This is a genomic window from Paenibacillus sp. ICGEB2008 (assembly GCF_000307675.1).
GTDB lineage: Bacteria > Bacillota > Bacilli > Paenibacillales > Paenibacillaceae > Paenibacillus > Paenibacillus polymyxa.
Window position 1 is genome coordinate 17,351 of sequence record NZ_AMQU01000019.1, and the last position, 17,384, is coordinate 34,734.

A 17,384-nucleotide genomic window follows, 5' to 3' on the forward strand; every position below is an offset into this window, starting at 1 on the left:
GGTGGCATTGGAAGTTTTTTTTTGTATATGTATATAACTACAGGTCCGTCTGCAAAATGTTAACCAGCAGATTCACAAAACGAAAACTGGCGTTTTATAACCACCAGTTTTCGTGTTCTTATGCGGATTATCGCAGAGAATTCCCGGCATCTATACCATTGGTGAAAAATGTTCATTTAGCATGCAGTGGTTCTATTACACTGCGTCGTCCTTGAACGCGACACCTTCCACTTTTACGTTCACTTCCACGACCCGCAACCCCGTCATGCTTTCGACGGCTTCTCGCACATTTTGCTGAAGAATTCGGGACACCTCATGAATAGGTGTTTCGTAGAGCACGATAATACGTAGATCAATGGCAGCTTCCAGTTGTCCAACCTCCACTGATACGCCCTTCTGCACATTTTTACCGCTCAGCCTTTTAGCCCAGCCTTCCGATAAGCCGCCTGACATTGCAGCAATGCCTGGTGTCTCTAATGCGGCCATCCCGGCAATTTTTCCTACGACATCGTTGGAAATCTTGATGTTTCCTGCTTCCAGTTGTTGAATTTGCTCTGCCATGACCTATGTCCCCCTTCATCCATCCTTTATTTGTATTGTAAAGCCTCAGCCACTCCAAATGCAAACCTTACGTATAAAAACATCGTTCGTTTACAACCTATATCATTTTGGGTATATTAATTTAGAAAAATCCATACAAGTGACAGTATTCACCAAACTTGTACACATCTATTGATATCGAGGTGCTCTTCATTGAAAAAATGGTTATCTCCCGCTTTGCTTATAGCGACATTTGCTCTTAGTGCAGTCGCTCATTACACACATTGGAATGCCATAGCCCAATTTGTCATTTGTGCGATTTCTGTTGTATTTGTAGCCGGTTTTCTCGGTAGGGCGACTGAAAGTGTTGCTCATTATGCTGGTCAACGTTTAGGTGGATTCTTAAATGCCACCTTTGGTAACGCAGCCGAACTGATCATCGCCATTTTTCTCGTCAAAGAAGGTCTTTACGATATGGTAAAGGCCAGTCTTACCGGTTCGATCATCGGCAATCTGCTGCTGGTGCTCGGAGCGAGTCTGTTCGCTGGCGGTTTGAAATATAAAGTGCAAAATTTCAATATATCGCTGGCTGGATTAAGTGGCTCCCTGATGATTGTGGCTGTTATTGCCTTGTTCGTTCCAGCTGTCTTTCTGAACACACATGTGATCACGGATAGCGAGTCAGATACACTCAGTCTCATTGTTGCAGGCACGCTCATTGTCGCGTATATTGCGTGGCTTATTTTTTCTATGATTACGCATAAGGACTATTTAGCTGACGTGACCGAACAAAAAGATGAAGAATTGCCGCATGAGCATGCCCCTGTATGGTCTAGAAATAAATCCATTGCCTATTTGGTACTCGCTACCGTTATGGTCGCTTTTGTCAGCGAATGGCTGGTAGGTACACTGGAAGTATTTACGACTCAATTTGGACTCAGCGAATTGTTTGTGGGTGCATTTCTTGTCGCTATTATTGGTAATGCGGCCGAACATAGCGCTGCCATTTTACTAGCCATGAAGAACAAAATCGGTGCATCTGTTGAAATTGCTGTCGGCAGCAGTTTGCAAATCGCCCTATTCGTTGCCCCTGTGCTGATTTTTGTCAGTTACTTTATGGGAAACACGATGAATATCGTTTTCACCACCATTGAATTGGTAGCCATTGCCGTCGCTGTATTTATCGCCAAATCCATCACTCAGGACGGCTCAACCAACTGGTATGAGGGACTCATGCTACTGGTAGTGTATGTATTGTTGGGTGTATCCTTCTTCCTGGTGTAGCTTCCAAATTTTAAAATGTAGATTACATTGTAGTGACTTCTTCGCGTTTCGTTTATTCTTCTGATCACTAATGCCCTTGAATTTTTAAGACGATATAACCCCTTAAACTGTAAAAATTCAAGGGCAAAGGTGAACGCTATAAGCTACCTCTCGTCCCCTTTTTAAAAAATGGCATCAAAAAAAGCATGCTCTCAAACTTCGCATGCTCTCATCAATTCAACCGTCTTTCTAATTAGCCTTATTATTCATGGCCTCATATAGAATAGCCAGATTGCGTTCCAGCTCACTGACCAGCTGTTTACCTACCATTTCCGGAAGAAGTCCGGCGCGAACCGCAAAATCCACTTCCTTGGAAAATCCGTACATCTGAGTATCCAGCACTTCCTCATAGAGAGGGCAATAACGGGTTGCCAGATTCTCCATCTGTACTTCAATAAGCTTCTTTATTTTATCTGCATCTTCCTGAAGCAGATTAATGGCCTTGATATTCAATTGTTCCTGCAAATCAGATGAAGTCATGGATTCTTCCCCCCTATGTCTCAATGTCGCACAAGACGTCCTAACCTTAATATTAGACCAAATTGCAGGCTAATACAAGAACCTGACAAAAAAAGCATCCCTACAGTTACAGGTAGGGATGCTTTTGCTTCCTCAATAAGTTAGGTGGCTACTGAAATGTGCAGCCCGTGCTTCTGGAACACCTCAATAATCGCTTTTTTGGCTTCCTCGGCGTCAGGCCCGTGAACATGCAGCTCATAACTGTGACTGCTGACCAACGTCGTAAACAAGCCCAGTATACTTTTCACATCAATATACTTATTTTCGGAATGAAGGACGATGGAAGAAGTGAATTTGCTGGCCGTCTGTGCAATTTCAACAACCGCCGCATTATTGTTGGACATAGTAAGATCCCTCGCTTTACTGGATTGTCGTGTATCAATGCTCATTCATTATGATACATTGAAATCGCTTTCTCAGCAAGAACAGATATCGTTATTTCAAGTTTTCAGGATTTAAAGGCTCCAGCTCAGGCAGCACAAAAATGCCATCCTTACGGATTAGAACATCATCAAAATAAATTTCACCGCCACCATATTCTGGACGTTGAATCAATACCAAATCCCAATGAATCGAAGAACGGTTACCGTTATCCGCCGTTTCATAAGCTTGACCTGGTGTAAAGTGCAAGCTGCCTGCAATCTTCTCATCAAACAGAATATCCTTCATTGGGTGTAAAATGTGTGGGTTAAACCCGATGGCAAACTCGCCAATATAGCGTGCTCCCTCATCGGAATCGAGAATATCATTTAACCGCTTTGTATCGTTGCTTGTCGCTTCCACGATTTTACCATTTTCAAAACGGAATTTAACATTCTCAAAGGTAATTCCATTATACAGGGTTTGTGCATTATAGCTAATAGTTCCGTTAACTGAATCACGTACAGGCGCGCTGTATACTTCGCCATCCGGAATATTGCATTGACCCGAACACTTAATGGCTCCGATTTGCTTGATAGAGAAGCTCAAGTCAGTACCTGGACCGCTGATCCGTACTTTGTCTGTCCGATTCATCAAGTCTGCCAATGCATCTTGAGCCTTGTCCATTTTTGCGTAATCCAGGTTACATACATCGAAATAAAAATCTTCGAATGCTTCGGTGCTGATATTGGCCAATTGAGCCATGCTGTCATTCGGATAACGCAGCACTACCCATTTTGTGTGTTTCACTCGTTGTTCGCTATGTACCGCATGCTGATAAATTGAATTATACATTTTCATTTTATCTTCCGGTACATCTGACAGATCATTTACATTTTCGCCTGCACGAATTCCGATGTAACAGTGCATTTGTTTCATCCGGTTGAGGTCAATTTCAGCCCAAGTTTCCAGCATTTCCTTTGTCGCATTGCGAAGCATAGCGCTCTGCACCTTACGATCTGTAAGCTGAACAAAAACATTTCCACCCTTTTTACCAACTTCATGAATGATGGCGTTAAGCAAGTCACGCTCTGTACCAATCATTTCGATCAATACATTTTCTCCAGGCTGCACTTCAACAGAGTAACCTACCAGATTTTCCGCAAGCTTAAGTATTCTAGGATCTTTCATGTAGTGTCTCTCCTTCTTTATTCACTCTTTTTGAACAACGGTTAATTCAAATTCCATTGTATCATGCCCGCTCCGTTACTTGTAGTCCTCAAAAACAACTCGGGTGATCAGTGCCTCCTGATGCTGCTCTTCATTCGCAACCTGTCGGGAAATTCGGCATTCGGATGACAGCTTTAAGGGTAAACCCGTTTGGCGATCTATAGTTAAATGATACACAGTCCGAACATTAGAATGCTCCAGCTGGTTGTTCATATCCTCACAACTCTGCTTCCATACTTGGCTCAGCTTTTGTTGCAGCTCTTGGTTCGTTTCTGTATGCTGCGTTTTTAATATCCTGATTTGAGGATTTAACGTATTCATCTCTTCCATTAAACGTTCTTTTAACCAACGCTTTGCCGAGGCAGGTTCTGGTTCAATCCTCACCACCCAAGTTCCCCGGGCAGCTCCCTTTTCCATACGAATGCTCTTATTCAGTGTATTTAATTCCTCGAGCTCCTGAATCGGATTGAAGCGATTTAACATGCCATTTTGAACCATAGAAGTATCCCCAGATGTCAGCGCAATCCATTTCCCATTTTGACGAAGAAATCGTTCATGTGTAACACCAGGCTCGGACTTATCTTCTTTTAGTGCTACATAGTCGCCTTGCTTACGGAAAGCCTCTGTAGATCCCCAATGCATGATTAATTCATCGTGATTTCTTAGCTTCCCGCGATATTCAAACTGTTTAGCCGTAGGCAGACCGCCGTCAGTTCTGATTCCAGTCTTTCCGCTAAATGTTATCCTCTCTCTGCCAGCCATTCCTGCAACAGCTCTTCTAAAAATCTGCTCAGGAGTATATTGTCGATCCAGTACACAACCGCTTAACACACATATAATTAGAAACACACAGCCCCGCATTACCCATTGCTTTCTCCAATGCATACCATCATCCGTCCTATCCTAAACATGACTATAAATCATGATAAAAATTCTGTTTCAGAACATTCATGTTATAGCTACGCTTAGGATTACCTGTCTACAAACGGTTATGCAAAACAAAAAGAGAACATTCCCTAAGGAATATTCTCTACACATCGCCTATATGATCAATAACTATACGATTACGGCCTTCATTTTTTGCTTCATACAAGGCCATATCAGCCCTATAAAATAAAGATTCAATACTGATCTGCTCGTCCAGCCAGTTCCATTCAGCAATCCCGCAAGAAACAGTCACCTGAGGATTAGTTTCATATTGTACACGGCTACGTATTTTTTCCGCATACCCCAGTGCCTGCTGCACCCCCAGCTGCGGCAAATAAATGGCAAGCTCCTCTCCGCCCCATCTGGCACATACATCCTCATCACGGGTCGCCGAGCGAACAATATTGCTGACGCTTTTCAGAATTTCGTCCCCCGTCTGGTGGCCATACGTATCATTCACCTGCTTGAATTGGTCAATATCGACCAAAATAAGAGAGCCACAGAAATCCTTTTCCTGATGCTCCTGAATGATTCGGTCTACATAATGACGCACATATAAACCTGTTAGCATGTCCATATTAGCGAGACGCCGCACCTCGGCATGCAGCATAGCATTAGTTACGGCCAGTCCGATATGAGGAGCCAGCATTTGCAGCATCTTGTAATTATCGTAAGAAAAAAAGTGTGGAAGCTTGCTCGATAATAATATAACCCCTCTAGGAGTCCCCCTGTTCTTCATAGGCACAGCCATCAATGACTGAGAGTCCGTCGCATCCATAAACCGAGAGGATATCTTTCCATCCTTTCTATAGTCAGACACAATCACAGGCTCTCCTGTTTTGCATATCAGTCCAGCAAATCCGCCTTCACGAGGGTAACTCTCCAGCTTTAAACTTTCCACATTGCTTGACATCACCCTAAAGCAACTTCCATCCTGATCCAGCTGCACAATACAACAAAAGTCGGCCATGAACATTTTTAATAACTCCTGCACGGCAAACTCAAATATTTCATTTAATTTCAGGCTCTGATTCAAACGCTGAACCAACTCATTAATGAGCCGCAATTCATGGATAAGTACATTCGATTGCTCCAGCAGCTTCGCATTTTCAAATGCGGTGCCAGCTGTATCTGCCATCATCGCAATCAGCTCTACGTCCACTTTTTCCATACTATCCGCACCTGCCGGAAGAATCATATGGAAAACACCATATACGCCCTGCTTACCACGTAACGGGATACCGATTTCAGTTATTTCATCTTGTGGACCAGCAGGCTCATTCACAGCCATTTGCCCTTTCATAAATGCACGGACACATACATCCTCGTCCCGTTCATGCAGCAACAAAGGCTTGACCTGAGGATTTCGACTGTGCCGATCCTGACTCATATACAACGTGATATCCACATGGGGAAACAAATAGGCGATACTTCCAAATACTTCATCCAGCACGCCTTCCACATCAATCTTGTCATGCATCCGTTTTACAATCTGAAATAAAATAGAGCGGCGTCTGCCCTCACGTTCGCTCCGATTCTGCATCCCTAGGATATCTTCCATAAATATATACTCAAACTTCGAGTAAAAGCAGGATCTAAAATGCAAAGAAGCCACTAACAATGCGTCCTGATTCGAGACAGAATGTTGAGCAGGCCGTGTAAAACGAAGAGCGGCGAAAGGCTCTCTCTTGTAATTGCGGCATAATATGGGGACCATGTATACAAATGCAAGGCTCCCATCTCGAAGTTTACGCTGGCTCACTTCCATCTCTCTAGATATGCAACAACGCTCGACCAACTCTAAATCCTCGTCATCATCCTCTTCCCTACCAGCAACCCGAACACCTGTAAAATTAAAGACAGCAGTATACTCTTCACTGATCCAGGATATACCATTGCTCTGCTGTAACCAATTCCGATATCCTTGGACGAGAAGCTGATTAATATAGGGGTAATCATAGGGTGTCATATCCATGTTCTGGAGCCAGGCAAAAGACGTATATCCTTTATCATCAAACAGCGGAGCACCGCTAGCCTGCACTGTTTTACCGTCAAGCGTTTGCTGATCCGTTGTTGAAAATTCCGACATATTAAGGCGCTCCTTCACAGCAAAATTAGCTGTACCAAGACAGCGGCTATACACCACTATAGCTCATAATATGATCTATTTTACTCTCAACTTTAGAAATTTGCATCCATTTTTCAGAAATTCGTCCCACTTTTTTAGTTCTAAAGCCCTATCGACAAATTTTGACGTTTTCATTCTTTTTCTCTTCTTGACATTGACCCACTATACCATATAATATATATTATTGAAAAAGACTGTACGGCAGAACTATCTACTGTGCGGATCTTAAATTTTGGGCGTAACAGTTTGTGTCACCCTCATCTTTTTTGTTGCTGACAGGACAGCGGCTGAACTTTTCTGTCAGTAGTGCGTCTCACCTTACTAGGTAACGCCGAACAAATTGGAGCGCAAAGAGAGCCCCAACTCAAATTTTAATTATGAAGGAGTTAACTCTATAATGGCACGTTACACTGGTCCTAAATTTAAATTGAGCCGTCGTCTCGGTATTTCCCTGAGCGGCACAGGTAAAGAATTGAAACGCCCTTTCCCTCCGGGACAACATGGTGCAAACCAACGGAGAAAAATCAGTAACTACGGTATGCAGCTTCAAGAAAAACAAAAGCTGCGCCACATGTACGGTTTGGGTGAAAAACAATTCCGTACCCTGTTCAACAAAGCTCAACACATGCACGGTATCGCTGGTGAGAACTTCATGTTCTTGCTGGAAAGCCGCCTGGACAACCTTGTATTCCGTCTTGGCTTTGCTAATTCCCGTGCAGGCGCACGTCAATTGGTAGCTCATGGTCACGTTACTGTGAACGGCAAAAAAGTTGACATCGCTTCTTACCAAGTAAGCCTTGGCGACGTGATCGGTCTTCGTGAAAGAAGTCGTTCCCTGTCTTCCATCAAAGAAGCTTTGGAAAACCGTAACCACTTGGCAGCTTACCTGGAGTACAATGACGCAGCTCTGGAAGGTAAATACATTCGTTTGCCTGAACGTGCTGAATTGTCCCAAGATATCGATGAAAAACAAATCGTCGAATTCTACAACCGCTAATCCTTGCATTAGCACCAAAAAGCACCCGAATTCATTCGGGTGCTTTTTATATTCCCCACACATTAAGCCTGAGAGTTTTATTCAATGGGGATGTACACTTTCATATTCAAATGATCAGGATAGGAATTCATCACGTCCGTAATTTCAAAATCAGGTCCCTCCCTCCGTTCAAAATTAGAATTAGGAAGCCATGTGCCGTAGATAAAATCTCGTATACTCTGAACTCGTCCATTTGAACCTGAAGCGTCAAACTCAGCATACTTGCCTGCTGGAATCTCCATATATATGAAACCCTCAGCCAGTTCTTTTGATTCTTCTTCAACGGCCTCACCCACCACAAATGAAAATGCACCGTTGTCTTCAAATCGACAGGCAATCCCATATGACATTCCCGGTGCGATTTTATTTGGAATACACATAAAATATTCATGTGCGCCAAAGTGTTCATAAAATCCTGGTATTTCTTTATAATGCTGCTCATTATTGAGATTTGTTTTATATTCATATCCTACAATTTTGGTCGTTTCGAGTTGCAGTATCACAGGCTTGTTCACCTCTAATTCCTCCGTTGCGTTTTTTTTTGTAATCCAGAAAATTGATTTTACTTTGATCAGAAAGCTCAATATCACAGTTACGATATTTCCCAGGGGTAATCCCAAAACTTTTTTCAAAAGCGCGAGTAAAAGCTTCTTGCGAGTTGTACTGATACTCAATAGCTATGTCCAATACCTTTTGGTTGGATTGCTTTAGCCGTTTTGCCGCCTCGGACAATCTTCTCCTTCTTATATATTGTTGAACTGTAAAACCCGAAATGGCCTGAAAAACCCGCTGGAAATGAAAAGCTGAAAAGTATGCCTGTGAAGCAATCTCGGCAATTTTTAAATCTTCCCGGAGATTCAATTCAATAAACTCAATCGCACACTGAATTCGTTTAAAGTAGTCCATATAATCCTTCCCCACACTTGTTATTTATCTAGCCTTCACCCACATTGGGCAACCCACGTATTCATTATGTAAAACTCTGTATCTATTTGTTTGATTATTTGTGCTAAGTTTACCACGGCTTTTCGCTTGGTAGAAATAAAAAAAGCAGCACTGAGATACGAGATCAATCTCAACGCTGCTTTTAAATGTATTTTAATTATCCAAGCTTGATTTTAGCAAATTTCCGTTTACCTACCTGTACAATGTCGCCTTCCTGCGGCTTGTATGCTTCGTTCACATCGGTCCACTTCTCTTCATTAATTTTGACCGACCCCTGCTGAATACTACGCTTGGCCTCACCGTTAGATGCTGCAAAGCCTAGATGAGTCAGCAACTGGATCACACGAATGCCACCTTCTTCTAACTGATCTGCTGTTAAGGTGAATTCTTCAATGTCATCAGGAAGCGCGCGTTGTTGGAATACAGTCACAAAATGCTGCTTGGCCGCTTCTGCCGCCTCTTCACCGTGGTACATGCGCACTAATGTTCCGGCCAGTTTCATTTTGGCATCACGTGGATGCACCGAACCCTCCTTAACACCTTTCGCCAGCTCTGCCAGCTCCTCATTGGTAATATCCGTTGCAAGCTCAAAATATTTCAGCATCAACTCATCAGGAACGGACATCGATTTACCATAAATTTCATTTGGCTCCTCATCCACACCAATGTAGTTACCCAAACTTTTACTCATCTTTTGAACGCCATCAAGCCCCTCAAGCAGTGGCAATGTAATGGTTGCCTGCGGTTCTACTCCGTATTCCTTTTGCAGGGTTCTGCCCATCAGCAGATTAAACTTTTGATCTGTTCCTCCCAATTCTATATCGCTTTGGAGAGCCACAGAGTCCATGCCCTGCATCAGCGGGTAAAAGAACTCATGGATGCTGATCGGCAAGCCGTTTTGGTACCTTTTTGTAAAATCATCCCGCTCCAACATACGGGCAACCGTTACTTTGGCAGACAGAGTTACCACATCCGCAAAAGACATCGGTCCTAACCATTCGGAATTGTAGTATACCTTTGTCTTTTCAGGATCGAGAATCTTAAAAATTTGTTCCTTGTATGTTTGTGCATTACGCTGTACATCTTCCTCAGTCAGTTGCTTGCGGGTCTCCGATTTACCTGTCGGATCACCAATTCTGCCTGTAAAATCTCCGATAATCAGTTGCACTTGATGCCCTAATTCCTGGAACTGGCGCAGTTTGTGCATAACAACCGTATGTCCGATATGAATATCGGGTGCAGACGGATCTAGACCCAGCTTAATTTTAAGTGGCTCGCCGCTAACAACCGATTTAATAACCTTACGCTTCAGCTCATCCTCAGGTACAATTTCCGCTACTCCACGACGGATCACTTCTAGTTGTCGTTCTACCTCTGCCTGTTGCTCAGGCTTCAATTCTTCCCATTTCATCCTGAATCCCTCCTATTTTCCATCCAATAATTACTATTTAAACAAACCAAAAAGCCCCTTTCATCCCAAGGGACGAGAAGGAGCTACTCGCGTTACCACCCTAATTAAAGAAACGTATGCAAAAAACCAACGTTTCTTTCTCTTCATTCCTATAACGGGTTTACACCCGGTACCGGATTACTATGGAGAGCTTCGCAAACCTGCAAAAGCTTCCATTCATCCAGACAGCTCCAGACGGTAATTCAAAGGAGGGACGCTACCGATTCACACCACCCATCGGCTCTCTGCACAACGTGATTCCGCCTTCTACTGAAGTCTTTCTCCGCTTTTCACGATATTTACTTTGACCTATTTATAACACACTGTTTTTATGTAGTCAACGACACCAAAAGACAGGCTTTTTAGCATATGGGTTCATTTTGTAATTTTATGCTATAATAATGGCTGTTATAAAGGAGGAAGACTTAATGGTTGAAGAAAAAAACAATGTATCAGAGCCTAAGCCTTCCCGCTTACGGAGAACCATGCGAAGGCTCGGCCGTGTCATAAAGTGGGTCGTCATCATCGGTTTTATGGGGGCACTATTCGCAGGGGGAACCGCCGCTGGCTATGTTGCTTCTATTGTAAAAAACGAGCCCGTGCGTTCCAGATCTACGATTCTACAGGAAGTAGATAAAAATGCAATTACAGGCTTCGCTTATTTTAATGATGGCTCTCCCATCGGGCAGCTTCGGACCGAGGAAGATCGAAGACCTGTTACGTTTAAGGAGATTCCTCAGCTCGTCATTGACGCAGTTATTGCCATTGAAGATAATCATTTTTACGAGCATAAAGGTGTCGATTTGTCGGGAACGCTGCGTGCTGTGAAGCAAAAGGCACTACATGAATCCGTACAAACTGGAGGGAGTACGCTTACCCAGCAGCTTGCACGTCGTGTCTTTTTAAATCTTGATCGTACGGATGACCGCAAGGTCAAAGAAATTTTGCTATCTCTGCGCCTTGAGCGCTTCCTGAGCAAGCAGCAAATAATTACAGCCTATCTCAATAAGGTACCTTTCGGTAACGGATCAAGCGGTTACAACGTCTTTGGTATTAAAGCAGCGGCCAAAGGTATTTTTAATGAGAATGATTTGGGCAAGCTTAATGTAGCCCAAGCTGCCTATCTGGCAGGTCTGCCGCAACTCCCTTCTTCTTATTCTGCTTACAACGGTAAAGGTGAGTTTAATGAAGCCGGATTTAAAAGAGCGATTAACCGCCAGCACCTGGTGCTCAGCCGAATGCTGGAGGAGAACAAAATCAATAAAGCACAATATGATGAAGCGATGGCTTTTGATATCAAAAAATCTCTAGCACCACGCACTGTTAAGGCTTATAACACCTATCCATATCTTATGATGGAAACAGAGCGGCAAGCTGCTCAGGCACTCATGTCTGTCACCAATCCGAGTCAAGCAGCTAATGCCAGTGCAGATACCAAAACCAAGGATGATAACGACATGCTCAAAGAAGCTGAACAGCAGCTTCGCACAGGCGGCTATATGGTATATACCACCATTGATAAGAGCGTGTACAAATCCATGCGTCAAATTGCAGAAAATAATGACAACTTCTCTGCTACAAGTAAAACCAAGGGTGACGAGCAAGCGGCGGCCATTCTGATTCAGCATAAAACCGGCGCCATTCTCGGTATGATGGAAGGTCGGGACTTCCAAAAAGAGCAAATGAACTATGCTACCCAGATGGTACGCCAGCCGGGTTCAGCCATGAAACCGATTGCTGCTTATCTGCCTGCTTTGGACAGCGGTCTTGTACAGCCTGGCACGATTGTGGATGATGCTCCTATTATTTTGAAAGATGGCAGTAATGGATATCACATCCCGAAAAATGCCAACAACCGCTACCAAGGATTAGTCACAGCGCGTTATGCACTGAATCAATCGCTAAATACGATAGCACTCAAGCTGTTTAACGAAAAGGTAGGGATCAATAAGGCTTGGGCTTTTGCAAAAAAACTGGGTATTACCACCTTGGAACCAAGTGATAACAACGCCCAAACTGGTGTACTCGGCGGCTTGGCCCACGGGGTAACCGTTGAGGAACTAACCAATGCATATGGAGCCATCCCAAATGGCGGTGTGTTTAATGATGCCTACATGATCGAAAAGATCGTGGATTCGCAAGGCAATATTGTATACAAGCATCAGCCTAATCCTGTACAGGCCTTCACACCACAAACCGCCTACCTGATGACAGATATGTTACGTACAGCCGTATCGGAAGGCACAGGCAGACTGGTGAAGCGTAACTTTAATCAATCCGGCAAGATTCCGATCGCCGGCAAGACAGGTACTACGCAATCCTACACCGATGTGTGGTTTGAGGGTTTTACGCCTGACGTCACGCTGGGAGTGTGGGTTGGTTACAAGCAACCTGTCAATAAGCTTGAAACGAAAGTACAAAAAGAGCGGGCTCGTCGTCTATGGGCTCTAATCATGAATGAAGTAACAGCTAAAGATTCTCAGTTATTCCAAACGGACAGTTTCAAGAGACCTGACGGTATTGTAAGCCGGACAGCGTCCGCCTATGGTTCAGACATTTATAACAGTAAATATTTACCCAAAAACAGTGAAAATGGTGTTACCCGTGCGAAATACATTACCTATCAGGGTGTAAATTACATTCCACGTGATGGTACGCCAGATGATATGTTGTATGAACGGACCGTTAGAAAACGGGAAAAGCCAATCTCAGAATTGATTAAAGAGCTTCAGCAAGCCTTTAGAGTGATGAGACGGCATAATTCGTTGTCCTACTATCTGCCTCAAGATGCAGATAAAGAAGCACCTACTCAGATTGATCCACGCAAGGACGATGGGGCAGCTCCTAACGCTCCATCTAGCGTCAGCGTAAGCTATAGTGATGGCAAAGCCATAATTAGCTTTAGCCCAAGCGGAAACAGTGATGTTGTAGGTTACCGTCTATATCGTTCTACAGATGGAGGCAGCTTCCAACGGCTTGGAAAGGTTGTCATGGCTGATGGCTCCAAGGTATTCTCTGATAGCCCTGGTGGAAGCAGCGCAAGTTACTATGTGACCGCCGTTGATGTGGGAGGACATGAATCTGGGCCAAGTACCCAAGCAAGTGCAGCGCCTGTAGTGCCACCTGCAGATTCTGAGTCACCAGATATTCCGGGCGAGGGAGATGGAACAGGTGCACAGCCTACAGAAGTTCCTACTGCTCCTGGGCAGCCCCAAGCTAAAGCTGCAGGCACGTCCGTAGTCCTCCAATGGAGTGCAGGAAAGCCTGCGGACGCTATAACAGCCTATAACGTATATTACAGTGAAAGCGGTGCGGAGCCTTTTAAAAACATAGGCTCTACCGCAAACACCAGCTTTGAGTATAAACCAGGCCGCAAGCCCAAAGGCTGGTTCCGTGTTACTTCCATGAATACCATGGGGGAATCAGCTCCTTCTGGAGCCGTTCGTCCATAGTTCAAAACAAAAACAAGAAGCGATAGTTTGGGTGAGATGCATGAGTTCACCCTAATAAAAAGGGAGTCTCCATAGCTATAATAGCTATGGAGACTCCTTTTTGGTGCAAACATGCACCAATTCAATCCTCAATAGTAGACAAGTCACCTGTAGGAAGGTTAAGCTCCCAAGCTTTCAGCACACGTCTCATAATTTTGCCGGAACGGGTTTTGGGTAACCTTTCCTTAAATTCAATTTCACGCGGAGCAGCATGAGCAGACAGCCCTTCCTTGACGAAGCGGTAAATGTCCTGTTGTAACGCTTCCGACGCGGTATAGCCATCACGCAGGGCGACAAAAGCTTTAATGATCTCTCCTCGTACAGTATCTGGTTTGCCAATGACTCCTGCTTCCGCTACGGCAGGATGCTCCAGAAGCTTGCTCTCCACCTCAAAAGGACCGATGCGCTCTCCAGAGGAGTTAATAACATCATCAATTCTTCCCTGAAACCAGAAATATCCGTCCTCATCCATGTAAGCTGAATCACCGGATACATACCAACCGGAAAAGCGGAAATATTCCTGAAACTTATTGGGGTTGTTCCATATGCGGCTCATCATGGATGGCCATGGTGTACGAATCGCCAAATGTCCCATCCTATTAGGAGGCAACACCTGGCCTCTGTCGTCCAAAATAGCAGCCTGAATACCTGGAAGTGGCTTTCCCATCGAACCCGGCTTAATCGGTAGCTCTGGGTAATTACAGATCAACTGTCCTCCTGTTTCCGTCATCCACCAAGTATCATGAATACGCTGTGTGTATACTTGCCAACCCCATCTCACTACCTCGGGATTCAGTGGCTCCCCAACGGATAATACATGCCGCAAGCTGCTTAGATCATAATTGGCAACTACCTGCTCCCCTGCGCTCATCAACATCCGAAACGCCGTAGGAGCACTATACCAAATAGTCACTTCGTGACGTTCAATCGTGCGGTACCAATCCTCTGGGCTGAAACGTCCTCCACGGATGACATTCGTGGCTCCATTTAGCCAAGGAGCAAAAATACCATATGATGTTCCCGTAACCCAACCAGGGTCCGCAGTACACCAATACACATCATCTTCCCGCAGATCCAGTACCACTTTCCCCGTATAGTAATGCTGAATCATTGCATTTTGCACATGATACACGCCTTTGGGCTTGCCCGTTGAGCCTGACGTATAGTGAATAATTAATCCATCTTCACGCCCCAGCCATTCGGGCTCAAGATCTTCTGAGGACGTGAGCATTTCCGTTTCGAAATCAATAATTCCCTGCTCCCGTTCGTCCATATCACCAACCACAAAAATATGACGCAACGCAGGAAGCTCCTCACGTTTCACCCGTGAAAGAAGCGCAGGTGTGGTTACTAGTGCCACCGCCCCGCTATCCTCCAAGCGATCTTTAACCGCCGTTTCCATAAACGCCTCAAATAGTGGACCGACAACAGCCCCTACCTTTAAAACCCCAAGCATGCTAATGACCAGTTCAGGTGAACGCGGCATGAATATAAACACCCGCTCCCCTTTACCAATACCGTATTTGCGCAGCACATTTCCGAACCTGTTGGAGCTGGCACGGAGCTGAGAAAAAGTGTAGGTTTCATGACGGTTTGCGTCGCAATACAAAAGTGCTGCTTTCTCCCCCCGGCCTTCCTCTACATGTCGATCAATCGCCTCATGTGCCATATTCACTTTGCCTGTTTCATACCACGTAAAATGACGTTCTACATCTTCCCACTGAAAGTTGTTGTAAGCTTGTTCATAAGGGCCCATGTTGGATGTGGGAACTACAGCTTGGAGTTCTTCAATCTTCATGCGTTCAGCCTCCTCACAATGGAATAATGAGAATTACACAGAACAAAATAGCGCTTACAAAATTAATGATGCAAATCAAGTCTTTTGATTTGTGGTTTGATTTAAAGCATTTAATTGTGAACAATTCGTGTCTAAATCAGTATATCATAGGTGAGGATGTGACGACCATCCTTTTCATTTATTTGTTTTTTTGTTATAAGTAGGGGATATGAAGAGGTACTGATGGCAAACAAGGAGGTCGCACCCATGCAGCATTTAAAATTGTACCACTTGGACACACTGGATCATAACGGACAAACCATCCATGTAGAAGGACCGGTATCCGCTGATCGATTGCGTTCATTTCAAATGCATGCGCAATTGGACGCCTTTCGTAAACCAAAGGAGCAATTCGACGCGCTGGTGGAAATTTCAGAACTGCCTGAAGGCAGAATCATCATTGCCCATGATGGAGAAACCCTTCTGGGATATGTCACTTTTCACTATCCAGATGAGATGGAACGCTGGTCGGAAGCTGGCATGAAGGATTTACTGGAACTCGGAGCTGTCGAGGTAGCCGATGACTATCGCGGACTGGGCCTGGGTAGCCGAATGATTCGGATTGCCTTTGAAGACGGACAGCTCGAATCCTATATTATTTTTACAACTGAATATTACTGGCACTGGGATTTAAAAGGCAGCGGTCTTTCCGTATGGGAATACCGCCGCATGATGGAACGTCTGATGAAAACCGTAAATATGGTATGGTACGCCACGGATGATCCTGAAATATGCTCACACCCTGCGAACTGTCTGATGGTACGAATGGGAGATGATGTGCCCCTCGAATCACGAGAACAGTTTGACCGTATCCGGTTTGTTCGAAGATTCATGTATTAAAAATATTACACTCTTATCCCAAATGCTTGAGCATGAACTCCACAATACGGTGCGAACGATGTGAGGCTTCTACCGTAAACTCAGCATAATTCACGTGAGCCGATCCATCAGCCTTATCTGACATAGATCGTAGGACAACATAAGGCACAGCGTTCATATGAGCTGTCTGAGCCACTGCGGCGCCTTCCATCTCGGTACAAGCACCGTCCATTTCTTGATGCAATGCTGTCACTATCTCACAATTTGCGACAAATTGATCGCCGGAAAGTACTTTCCCGACAATGTATCGATCGCCAAACGATTTGCAGGCTTGTTCAGCCAGACGGACAAGCTCGGGATCGGCCGCGAACTCTGAGGTGTCCTGATAAGGAATGACCCCTCTGGCATAACCCAAAGGCGTTACATCCATGTCATGCTGCATACATGTTGATGAGATGACAATGTCCCCAATGTTTAAATCCGGGTGTACCGCCCCTGCCACTCCCGTGAATATAATTTGTTCTACGCCAAAATGATCAATCAAGATTTGTGTTGTTACCGCAGCATTGACTTTGCCTACACCGGACTTGCAGACGACTACCCTTTGCCCGTGAATCATTCCGGTAGTGTATGTGATTCCCGTCTTGGTCGTCTTGCTTGCTTCCGTCATTGCCGAGAGCAGCAATTCAATTTCTTCATCCATCGCACCCATTAATCCATAAAGTCGGCTCATTACGCATCCCTCGTTTCTTAGTTTGATGATGATGTCACAAGAAGCT

The 17,384-nt window shown here is 44.5% G+C and carries 13 protein-coding genes, 1 pseudogene and 1 other annotated feature; of the genes and pseudogenes, 4 read left to right on the forward strand and 10 right to left on the reverse strand.

Features of this window, described 5'->3' with window-relative positions:
• Nucleotides 1-195: 195 nt before the first annotated feature.
• Nucleotides 196-561 (reverse strand): Asp23/Gls24 family envelope stress response protein, encoded by a 366-nt coding sequence (locus tag C400_RS0117925; RefSeq protein WP_013310912.1) that lies wholly within the window; start codon nucleotides 559-561, stop codon nucleotides 196-198.
• 192 nt (nucleotides 562-753) lie between these two features.
• Here C400_RS0117925 and cax point away from each other — a divergent pair, with 192 nt between their 5' ends.
• Nucleotides 754-1,824, forward strand: a complete 1,071-nt coding sequence (cax, locus tag C400_RS0117930; protein ID WP_013371868.1) for a calcium/proton exchanger — start codon at nucleotides 754-756, stop codon at nucleotides 1,822-1,824.
• Nucleotides 1,825-2,052: 228 nt separating this feature from the next.
• Here the strand turns inward: cax and C400_RS0117935 are convergent, their stop codons facing one another.
• The 5 genes from C400_RS0117935 to C400_RS0117955 all read right to left on the reverse strand — a co-directional run bounded on the left by C400_RS0117935 (nucleotide 2,053) and on the right by C400_RS0117955 (nucleotide 6,988).
• Complete coding sequence (locus C400_RS0117935) at nucleotides 2,053-2,343, reverse strand: YlaN family protein (protein WP_007431028.1); 291 nt, start codon at nucleotides 2,341-2,343, stop codon at nucleotides 2,053-2,055.
• Between the two features lie 140 nt (nucleotides 2,344-2,483).
• A complete protein-coding gene (locus C400_RS0117940; protein WP_013371869.1) occupies nucleotides 2,484-2,726 on the reverse strand; it encodes an HPr family phosphocarrier protein in 243 nt (80 codons plus the stop codon).
• A 91-nt stretch (nucleotides 2,727-2,817) separates the two neighbouring features.
• On the reverse strand, nucleotides 2,818-3,933 hold the full coding sequence (locus tag C400_RS0117945) for an aminopeptidase (RefSeq protein WP_013371870.1): 1,116 nt from the start codon (nucleotides 3,931-3,933) through the stop codon (nucleotides 2,818-2,820).
• Nucleotides 3,934-4,008: 75 nt separating this feature from the next.
• Nucleotides 4,009-4,833, reverse strand: coding sequence for a hypothetical protein (locus C400_RS0117950; RefSeq protein WP_017427803.1), 825 nt, complete (start codon nucleotides 4,831-4,833; stop codon nucleotides 4,009-4,011).
• Nucleotides 4,834-5,002: 169 nt separating this feature from the next.
• A complete protein-coding gene (locus C400_RS0117955; RefSeq protein ID WP_017427804.1) occupies nucleotides 5,003-6,988 on the reverse strand; it encodes a sensor domain-containing diguanylate cyclase in 1,986 nt (661 codons plus the stop codon).
• A gap of 436 nt (nucleotides 6,989-7,424) precedes the next feature.
• Between C400_RS0117955 and rpsD the strand changes: the two genes are divergently transcribed.
• Nucleotides 7,425-8,024 (forward strand): 30S ribosomal protein S4, encoded by a 600-nt coding sequence (rpsD, locus tag C400_RS0117965; RefSeq protein WP_016822373.1) that lies wholly within the window; start codon nucleotides 7,425-7,427, stop codon nucleotides 8,022-8,024.
• Between the two features lie 77 nt (nucleotides 8,025-8,101).
• On the opposite strand, the pseudogene C400_RS0117970 reads toward rpsD, so the two are convergent.
• Both C400_RS0117970 and tyrS read right to left on the reverse strand, forming a co-directional pair.
• Nucleotides 8,102-8,969: pseudogene (locus C400_RS0117970) on the reverse strand (AraC family transcriptional regulator).
• A 196-nt stretch (nucleotides 8,970-9,165) separates the two neighbouring features.
• A complete protein-coding gene (tyrS, locus tag C400_RS0117975) occupies nucleotides 9,166-10,419 on the reverse strand; it encodes a tyrosine--tRNA ligase (RefSeq protein ID WP_016822375.1) in 1,254 nt (417 codons plus the stop codon).
• Nucleotides 10,420-10,484: 65 nt separating this feature from the next.
• Nucleotides 10,485-10,751, reverse strand: a binding site (T-box leader).
• Nucleotides 10,752-10,886: 135 nt separating this feature from the next.
• Between tyrS and C400_RS0117980 the strand changes: the two genes are divergently transcribed.
• Nucleotides 10,887-13,910 carry a transglycosylase domain-containing protein gene (locus tag C400_RS0117980; RefSeq protein WP_017427805.1) on the forward strand — a complete coding sequence of 1,008 codons (3,024 nt, stop codon included), beginning with the start codon at nucleotides 10,887-10,889 and terminating at the stop codon, nucleotides 13,908-13,910.
• 121 nt (nucleotides 13,911-14,031) lie between these two features.
• Here the strand turns inward: C400_RS0117980 and acsA are convergent, their stop codons facing one another.
• The gene (gene acsA, locus C400_RS0117985) at nucleotides 14,032-15,747 is read right to left on the reverse strand and encodes an acetate--CoA ligase (protein WP_016822377.1); all 1,716 of its coding nucleotides are present in this window, start codon (nucleotides 15,745-15,747) and stop codon (nucleotides 14,032-14,034) included.
• A 246-nt stretch (nucleotides 15,748-15,993) separates the two neighbouring features.
• Here acsA and C400_RS0117990 point away from each other — a divergent pair, with 246 nt between their 5' ends.
• Nucleotides 15,994-16,626 carry a GNAT family N-acetyltransferase gene (locus C400_RS0117990; RefSeq protein WP_017427806.1) on the forward strand — a complete coding sequence of 211 codons (633 nt, stop codon included), beginning with the start codon at nucleotides 15,994-15,996 and terminating at the stop codon, nucleotides 16,624-16,626.
• A 13-nt stretch (nucleotides 16,627-16,639) separates the two neighbouring features.
• Here the strand turns inward: C400_RS0117990 and C400_RS0117995 are convergent, their stop codons facing one another.
• Nucleotides 16,640-17,338 carry a 5'-methylthioadenosine/adenosylhomocysteine nucleosidase gene (locus C400_RS0117995; protein WP_017427807.1) on the reverse strand — a complete coding sequence of 233 codons (699 nt, stop codon included), beginning with the start codon at nucleotides 17,336-17,338 and terminating at the stop codon, nucleotides 16,640-16,642.
• Nucleotides 17,339-17,384: the final 46 nt, after the last annotated feature.

Coding starts and splice junctions, on each gene's coding strand:
- C400_RS0117925 (WP_013310912.1), bottom strand. CDS start 561: ATGGCAGAGCAAATTCAACAACTGGAAGCAGGAAACATCAAGATTTCC.
- C400_RS0117935 (WP_007431028.1), bottom strand. CDS start 2,343: ATGACTTCATCTGATTTGCAGGAACAATTGAATATCAAGGCCATTAAT.
- C400_RS0117940 (WP_013371869.1), bottom strand. CDS start 2,726: ATGTCCAACAATAATGCGGCGGTTGTTGAAATTGCACAGACGGCCAGC.
- C400_RS0117945 (WP_013371870.1), bottom strand. CDS start 3,933: ATGAAAGATCCTAGAATACTTAAGCTTGCGGAAAATCTGGTAGGTTAC.
- C400_RS0117950 (WP_017427803.1), bottom strand. CDS start 4,833: ATGCGGGGCTGTGTGTTTCTAATTATATGTGTGTTAAGCGGTTGTGTA.
- C400_RS0117955 (WP_017427804.1), bottom strand. CDS start 6,988: ATGTCGGAATTTTCAACAACGGATCAGCAAACGCTTGACGGTAAAACA.
- rpsD (WP_016822373.1), top strand. CDS start 7,425: ATGGCACGTTACACTGGTCCTAAATTTAAATTGAGCCGTCGTCTCGGT.
- tyrS (WP_016822375.1), bottom strand. CDS start 10,419: ATGAAATGGGAAGAATTGAAGCCTGAGCAACAGGCAGAGGTAGAACGA.
- C400_RS0117980 (WP_017427805.1), top strand. CDS start 10,887: ATGGTTGAAGAAAAAAACAATGTATCAGAGCCTAAGCCTTCCCGCTTA.
- acsA (WP_016822377.1), bottom strand. CDS start 15,747: ATGAAGATTGAAGAACTCCAAGCTGTAGTTCCCACATCCAACATGGGC.
- C400_RS0117990 (WP_017427806.1), top strand. CDS start 15,994: ATGCAGCATTTAAAATTGTACCACTTGGACACACTGGATCATAACGGA.
- C400_RS0117995 (WP_017427807.1), bottom strand. CDS start 17,338: ATGAGCCGACTTTATGGATTAATGGGTGCGATGGATGAAGAAATTGAA.